Source organism: uncultured Corynebacterium sp., assembly GCF_902782855.1.
Classification (GTDB): domain Bacteria; phylum Actinomycetota; class Actinomycetes; order Mycobacteriales; family Mycobacteriaceae; genus Corynebacterium.
In genome coordinates this window covers 1-7,335 of sequence record NZ_CACZOO010000132.1, presented here as the reverse complement: position 1 = coordinate 7,335, position 7,335 = coordinate 1, and the positions used below count along the sequence as shown (strand labels likewise).

General features: G+C 67.6%; 8 protein-coding genes. All 8 read right to left on the bottom strand.

Going from position 1 to position 7,335, the window contains the following annotated elements; translation table 11 throughout:
- Positions 1–131: 131 nt before the first annotated feature.
- Positions 132–677, bottom strand: coding sequence for an SMC-Scp complex subunit ScpB (gene scpB, locus QZV72_RS06005; protein ID WP_297006282.1), 546 nt, complete (start codon positions 675–677; stop codon positions 132–134).
- Between the two features lie 24 nt (positions 678–701).
- Entirely contained in the window at positions 702–1,520 is an 819-nt protein-coding gene (locus tag QZV72_RS06000; RefSeq protein WP_297006279.1) for a ScpA family protein, read from the bottom strand.
- 2 nt (positions 1,521–1,522) lie between these two features.
- The gene (locus tag QZV72_RS05995; protein ID WP_297006277.1) at positions 1,523–2,389 is read right to left on the bottom strand and encodes a ParA family protein; all 867 of its coding nucleotides are present in this window, start codon (positions 2,387–2,389) and stop codon (positions 1,523–1,525) included.
- 127 nt (positions 2,390–2,516) lie between these two features.
- Positions 2,517–3,467 (bottom strand): tyrosine recombinase, encoded by a 951-nt coding sequence (locus tag QZV72_RS05990; protein ID WP_297006275.1) that lies wholly within the window; start codon positions 3,465–3,467, stop codon positions 2,517–2,519.
- Positions 3,457–4,119 (bottom strand): NUDIX domain-containing protein, encoded by a 663-nt coding sequence (locus QZV72_RS05985; protein ID WP_297006273.1) that lies wholly within the window; start codon positions 4,117–4,119, stop codon positions 3,457–3,459. Before QZV72_RS05985 ends, QZV72_RS05990 begins: the two co-directional genes overlap by 11 nt.
- Positions 4,120–4,125: 6 nt before the next feature.
- Positions 4,126–5,799: a CTP synthase gene (locus tag QZV72_RS05980; protein ID WP_297006271.1), complete on the bottom strand. Its 1,674-nt coding sequence runs from the start codon at positions 5,797–5,799 to the stop codon at positions 4,126–4,128.
- Positions 5,800–5,847: 48 nt separating this feature from the next.
- A complete protein-coding gene (locus QZV72_RS05975) occupies positions 5,848–6,750 on the bottom strand; it encodes a copper transporter (protein ID WP_297006269.1) in 903 nt (300 codons plus the stop codon).
- A partial coding sequence (steA, locus tag QZV72_RS05970; protein WP_297006267.1) for a putative cytokinetic ring protein SteA occupies positions 6,747–7,335 on the bottom strand: 589 nt, incomplete at its 5' end. The genes steA and QZV72_RS05975, both read right to left, overlap by 4 nt.

The following is a 7,335-nucleotide window of genomic DNA, read 5'->3' as shown; positions in this document are numbered from 1 at the left end:
TCCGGTGTGCCGTCTCGGCGAGCGGGCTTGCTCACGGTATCCTCAGAGTCTTTCTGTTGCCGCCTCTGGCGGCAGGGTCGAGGGATGTTCAGTTGTCTGGGGGACCAGTGTAGACCATCACCGCCACAGGATCACGGCAGGTCGATCTGGTCCACCTCCGGCAGCAACGGCGCGAGATTCGGCAGCGCCTCCAACGAATCGATCCCGAGCTGCTCCAGAAGGAGCTCGGTGGTCGCGTAGAGGTGCGCACCACCGATCTCCCCTGTAACGCCCACCTCGGCGATGAGCCCGCGAAGCGTCAGCGTCCGCATAACTCCGTCGCAGTTCACCCCGCGGATCGCGGCGACCTGGGACCGTGTCACAGGCTGCCGGTAGGCGATCACCGCCAGAGTCTCCAACGCCGCCCGGGACAGCCGGGACTGCGCACCGTCGAGGACCTTCGCCTCCACCGTCTCCGAGTTCTCACGGCGGGTGTAGAGCCGCCAGGCCCCCTCACGTTCCCGCAGCTCGAATCCCGTCCCCCGGTCGGAGAACTCCGTGGCGATCTCCTCGAGAGTCTCGGTGACCTCGACCGCCGGCACGCCGAGCAGCCGGGCGAAGTCGGTGGCGGTCGTCGGCTCGTCGGCGACCAGCAGCAGTGACTCCAGCCTGCTGCGCAGCAGTGACACAGGTTCCATGACGTTCTCCTTGAATAGTCCTGATCAGTCCCAGTTGCTCGCCGCGACGACCGACGGGTCGACATCCAGACCGGTCCACGCCACATTCAACTCGCCCAACGGCTCCGGCTGGTCGATTCCCACCGCGCGGGCCTTGTAGAGCTCCAGCAGCGCGAGGAACCGTCCGACCACCGTCATCGAGAGGTCACAGTCTGAGATCAGGGTGGCGAAACTGACCCAGTGGTCGGCGCCGGCGATGCGCAGGGTCGACAGGATGTGCCCGGCCTGCTCCGGCACCGACACCGCCTGGACATGGATGTGCCCGGTGGCGACCTCGTGGGGTTTCGGCCGGAAGGCCGACGCCGCGATCTCCGCGAACGTCTCCGGTGTCATCCCCAGCTCCACCGGCGGCATGAGGTCGACAAACCGTGGCTCCGGGGACAGCTGCACCGGATAGCTGCGCGCGGCGTCCCGCTGCCAACCGGCGAAGAGTTCCGCGACAGACTTGTAGGCCCGGTACTGCAGCAGTCGGGCGAAGAGCAGGTCACGGGACTCCAGCAGAGCCAGGTCCTCCTCGTTCTCCACCTCACCGCGGGGCACGAGACGGGCTGCCTTGAGATCGAGCAGGGTCGCGGCGACGACGAGGAACTCCGTCACCTCGTCGAGATCGTCGGCGGACCCGGACAAGGAGCGGGTGTAGGCGATGAACTCGTCCGTGACCGTCGCCAGGGCGATCTCCGTGACATCCATCTTGTGCGAGTGGATCAGCTGGAGCAGCAGATCGAACGGCCCGTCGAAGTTCGCCAGGGCGACCCGGAACCCCGTGATCTCCGGCTGGACGGACTCCACAGCCTCCGCAGCCACGGCTACGTCCGCTCGATGACCTCGGCGGCCAGGTCGCGGTACTGTTTCGCCCCGTCCGACGACGGCGCCCAGGTCGTGATCGGTTCGCCTGCCACCGTGGTCTCCGGGAAACGCACGGTGCGGGTGATCACCGTGTCGAAGACCCGGTCGCCGAACACCTCCACCACCCGGTTCATCACCTGGCGGGAGTGGTTGGTCCGCCGGTCGTAGAGGGTCACGAGGATACCGAGGACCTCCAGCCGGAAATTCAACCGGTCCTTCACCTTGTCCACCGTGTCATGCAGCAGAGCCAGGCCACGCAGCGAGAAGTAGGTGCACTCCATCGGGATGATGACCCCGTCGGCACAGCACAGTGCGTTGACTGTGAGCAGACCGAGTGAGGGCTGACAGTCGACGATGATGTAGTCGTAGTCCTTCATCACCGGGCGCAGCGCCCGGGCGAGCGCCTGCTCCCGACCGACCTCGTTGACGAGCTGGATCTCCGCCGCCGACAGGTCGATGTTCGCCGGAATCACGTCGAGATTCTCGATGGCGGTGTGGTGCAGCGCGTCGGCGAGAGTGGCGTCCGGGTCGACGAGCAGGTTGTAGACGGTGATGTCGAGATCCTCGTGCATGATGCCCAGCCCTGCGGACAGGGCACCCTGCGGGTCCAGGTCGACGAGCAGGACCCGGCGACCGTACTCTGCCAGCGCGGCACCCATGTTGATCGTGGAGGTGGTCTTGCCGACACCACCCTTCTGGTTGCACATCGCGATGACCGTCGCCGGCCCGTGGGAGTCGAGTGGCGCTGGGGCGGGGATCTCACGCAGCGGCCGGCCCGTCAGCCCCATCTCGGGCCCATTGAACAGACCTTTGGTGGTCTCAGCCATCGGCGTCAAGCTCCTTACCTGGACTCTCATCCCGTTCTCCTGACCTGGTCCGGGGGTCACCCGGGCTCAGGAATCACTCCAGCCACAGTATCACGCAGCGCAGATGCCCTGCGGAGCACACCACCGGTCAAGTCCTCGGGTGTGACAACGCCCAGGATTCGCGCAACAGGTCCGGAGTCACCTTCGCGTATATCTGCGTGGTCACCACATGGGAGTGGCCGAGCAGCTCCTGGACCACACGGATGTCCGCACCGCCGGCGAGCAGGTGGGTGGCGAAACTGTGCCGCAACGCGTGCGGGCTCACCTTACCCAGGCCTGCCTTCTCCCCCGCCGCCGCCACGACATTGAACCCGGACTGTCGCCGCATCCGTTTCCCCGACGCCGTGAGAAACAGGGCCGCACCGTCTGTACCGGGCCGGCCGGAACCCCGGGCCGCCAGCACCGGACGTCCGCGGACAAGCCAGGCGTCCACCGCGTCGAGCGCCGGAGTGCCCACCGGCACCACACGCTCGTGGTCACCCTTGCCGTGCAACAGCACCGTGTCCTGGGTCCGGTCGATGTCATCGATGTTGAGGGCGAGAACCTCACTGATCCGCGCACCGGTCGAGTACAACAGCTCCACCAGCGCCCGGTCACGCAGGTCGAGCGGACGGGCGTCCTCCCCGACAGGCACCGCCTCGATGAGCGCGAAAACCTGGTCGACGGTCAGTGCCTTCGGCAGGTCGGCGCGCCGTTGGGAGACAGGGACGGCATCCGCGACGTCTGGGATCCCCCGCTCCCGGGCGGCGAAGGCGTGCAGACTGCGCACCGTGCTCAGCGACCGGGCCGCGGAGGTCTGCGCCAGCGGTCGACCCCCGGTGACCTCGTGCCCCTTACGCAGGTCAGTGATGAAACGCTCGATGTCCGAGACACCTGCGGTGGCGACCGTCAGTCCCTCATGGCCGAGCCAGGCGAGGTAGCGGTCGGCGTCGCGGCCGTAGTTCTCCAGTGTGTTGACGCTCAGTCCCCGCTCGGTGCGCAGGTGGCGGACCCAGTCACGCCGGAGGACCGCATCCGGCGGGGATTCGTCAGCGGACATGCTTCATGTCGGTGCCGGGTTCCCGCCCGACCGACCGGCGGTCAGCGAGCGTGGAGGTCTTCGCGAACGGCTCGGTGACCTCACGGCGGGTCCCGACCGCCAGATGCAGCAGCCCGGCCACGGCGATGGAGTTCTCCACCTCACCACGACGGACCATGTCCACGGCTTCGTCGACCGGCACCCAGCGGCTGGTCATGTCCGCTTCCTCACCCTCGGCCTCCGGCAGGACGCCGGACTCGTCCGCGGTCAGCGGCCGGACCCCCTCGGCGAGGAAGATCCGGCAGATCTCCTCACTGGTCCCCGGTGAGGTGACGATGTCACCCAACAGGTGCCAGGTGGACGCCGCGACACCCGCCTCCTCGGCGAGCTCACGCCGGGCCCCGGCCAGCGGGTCCTCCCCGACGAGGTCGAGGATGCCCGCGGGCAGCTCCCAGAGGTAACGGCGGACCGGGCGACGGTACTGCCGGACCAGCAGGACCTCACGGCCCGACGGTCCCCTGTCACGCACGGCGACGACCGCCGCGGCACCGAAATGCTCCACGACCTCACGGGTCGCGTCCCCGGTGACGGTGGTGATCCGGTCCCGGCGCAGCGCCAGGATCGGAGCGTCCACCAGCAGCTCACTGGACAGGGTGCGGTAGAGCTCCGTCATAGCGGACTACCTCGCCTCACGACGGGCGACGGCCGCCCGGATCAGCCCGGCGAACAGCGGGTGCGGGCGGGTGGGCCGGGACTTGTACTCCGGGTGTGCCTGGGTGGCGACGAGGTACGGGTGGATCTCCTTCGGGTACTCGACGAACTCGACGAGTCGACCGTCCGGGGAGGTGCCGGAGAACTCCAGACCGGACCCCTCGGCGATCTGCTCCTTGTACGCGTTGTTCACCTCGAAACGGTGACGGTGACGCTCGGAGACTTCCGTGGTGCCGTAGACCCCGGCGACGACCGACCCCTCGGCGAGTACCGCCGGGTAGGCTCCGAGCCGCATCGTCCCACCCAGGTCGGCGTCACCGTGGACGGCGGCCTCCTGCTCGGCCATGGTCGAGATCACCGGGGTGCCGGCCTGACCGAACTCCTCGGTGAACTCGGTGGAGGAGGCGTCGGCGATGCCGGCGGCCTTCGCCGCCTCGATGACCGTGCACTGCAGGCCGAGGCAGATACCCAGCATCGGGATGAGGTGCTCACGGCAGTAGGTCACTGCGGCGATCTTCCCCTCGATCCCGCGGACACCGAAACCGCCGGGAACGACGACCGCGTCGACGTCACCGAGCTGCTTCTCCGCACCCTCCGGGGTGGCGCAGTCGTCGGCGGCGACCCAGCGGATGTTGGCCTTGCGCCGCTCACCGAAGGCACCGGCGCGGATCGCCTCGACGACGGAGAGGTAGGCGTCCGGTAGATCAACGTACTTACCGACCAGAGCCACGGTAATCTCGCCCTGCGGGTTGTGGACGCGGTCGAGCAGGTTGCCCCACACGGTCCAGTCCACATCGCGGAACGGGAGGTTCAGCTTCCGGATGAGGAAGGAATCGAGGTGCTCATTGTAGAGCACCTTCGGGATGTTGTAGATCGAGGACGAGTCCGCACAGGAGATCACCCCCTCCTCATCGACGTCGGTCATCAGGGCGATCTTCTTCTTCAGCCCCTGCGGAACCTCACGGTCACAGCGCAGGACGATGGCGTCCGGGATGATACCGATGCTGCGCAGCTCGGCGACGGAGTGCTGGGTCGGCTTGGTCTTCAGCTCGCCGGACGGGGCGAGATAGGGCACCAGGGAGACGTGGATGAAGAAGATGTTCTCCCTGCCGACCGCGTGACGGACCTGACGGGCGGCCTCGAGGAAGGGCTGGGACTCGATGTCACCGACGGTACCGCCGACCTCGGAGATGACCACGTCGGGGACGACGCCGTCCGCGTCCGGGGCCGCCTGCGCGAGGATGCGGGCCTTGATCTCATCGGTGATGTGCGGGATGACCTGCACAGTCTTGCCGAGAAACTCACCACGACGCTCCTTGGCGATGACCGTGGAGTACACCTTGCCGGTCGTCACGTTGGCGTTCTTGGTGAGACTGCGGTCCAGGAAGCGCTCGTAGTGCCCCAGGTCGAGGTCGGTCTCGGCGCCATCGTCGGTGACGAAGACCTCACCGTGCTCGAAAGGGTTCATGGTGCCCGGATCGACGTTGAGGTACGGATCCAGTTTCTGCATGGTGACGGTCAGTCCCCGCGACACCAGCAGCTGGCCCAGGCTGGCGGCGGTCAGTCCCTTTCCGAGGGAGGAGACGACACCCCCGGTAACGAAAATGAACTTGGTGTGCTGCTCGCTGCGCCCCTGAGACACGTCAACTCCCGTGGTGGTAACCGATAAAACCTACGGGACTTCAGCCTATCACAGGGACGGCCTGGCAGCACTTTCCGCCGCGCCGTAGGATCCGGCCTTCCCGGTGAGCTGCTCAGCGAGGGCACGGACCACCGTGATCCGTCCGGCGGTCCGGTCGGCATTGTCGACGGTACTGACCTTCTCGGTGTCGGCCCGGTCGGCGCGCAGGACACCCAGGGCACCACCGTCAGTGGTCGATGCCGGGTCGCCGGCCAGGACCACACCCCCGGTGACAGCATCCAGTCCGGCGGCCAGATCCGCGGTGAAGGTCCCGGCGTACCCGCCGGTGGATCCGGTGACCACGACCACCGCATCCGCGGACGCCACCTCGGGGATCCCACCGTCGAGGAAACCGCCCTTGTCGAGAGAGCCCAGCAGCACGGACCGTGCAGAGTCGGAGGCCGCCTCCGCCCCGTCACCCGGGGCGCGCAGCGTCTGGCCGATCACCTGGCCCAGGTGGTAGCCGGGGTCCCGACGCTCCTCGGAGAGCCTCGCCCCGGACGGCAGGGTGTTGACCGCCAGGGACTTCACGGCGTCCGCCTTGTCCTGGGAGACGGCGGCGTCGGTGAGCGAGAGCGTCCCGGCGTCCTCCGCACCTGCCTCGGTGAGCAGCTGACGTTGTGCGTCGACGAGCTCCCGCCCGGCGTCCGGCATGGCGACGACGAAGATACTGCGGCCCTTGAGCGCGTCACGGACGGCCCCTCCCGCAAGACCGTCGAGGACCACGTCATCCGCCTCCAACGCGGCGGTGGACGACGCCAGATCATCACGGGTCGAGTCCAGTTCCCGCTGGACCGTGGAGTCCGTCCCGGCGGGCCCTCCCTCCACATTCGGCGCGAGAACGTAGAACCCGAGCAGGGTTCCGACGGCGATACCGGCGGCTGTGGCACCGAGGATCCTCAGGCCGCTCATGAGAACAGGTCCTGGAACTTCGTCGCGATGTTGTTCCAGCTGTCGATGAGGTTGTCACCGAATCCCTGCGTTCCGCTGAGACCTGCGATGAGGATGATCACCACCACTGCGGCGACGATGCCGAGGACCGCCCACAGCCAACCCCCTCCGGAACGGGAGACCCGGTAAAGCTCGGCGACCGCCGAGGAATCGACGAAGCGGCTGCCGACCTTGAGCCTGGAAAGCATCGACGAGGGGGTTTCCGGTGCTGAGGCGGTGTCGAAGACGTGGTCGAGATCGAGGGTCGGGCCGAGGTTCACCACCATGGACGCACCGTGGTACTCAGCGAGCAGCAGGGCGAGATCGGTGGCGTTCCCGGTGGCGGCGGGGAAGGTCATCGCCCCGACACCGAGGTCCTGGATGCGCTCCAGACCGGCCGCGTGACCGTCGGGGTCGGCAGGCAGGATGACGGTGGCGCCGGAACGCAGGTTTTCCGAGGGGACCAGCTCGGGGTCACCGATGATCACCGACGGCCGGTAACCGTGCCGGACCAGTTCATCGACCGCCTGGTCGACACCGATGAGCACCGGATCGTACTCACGGATG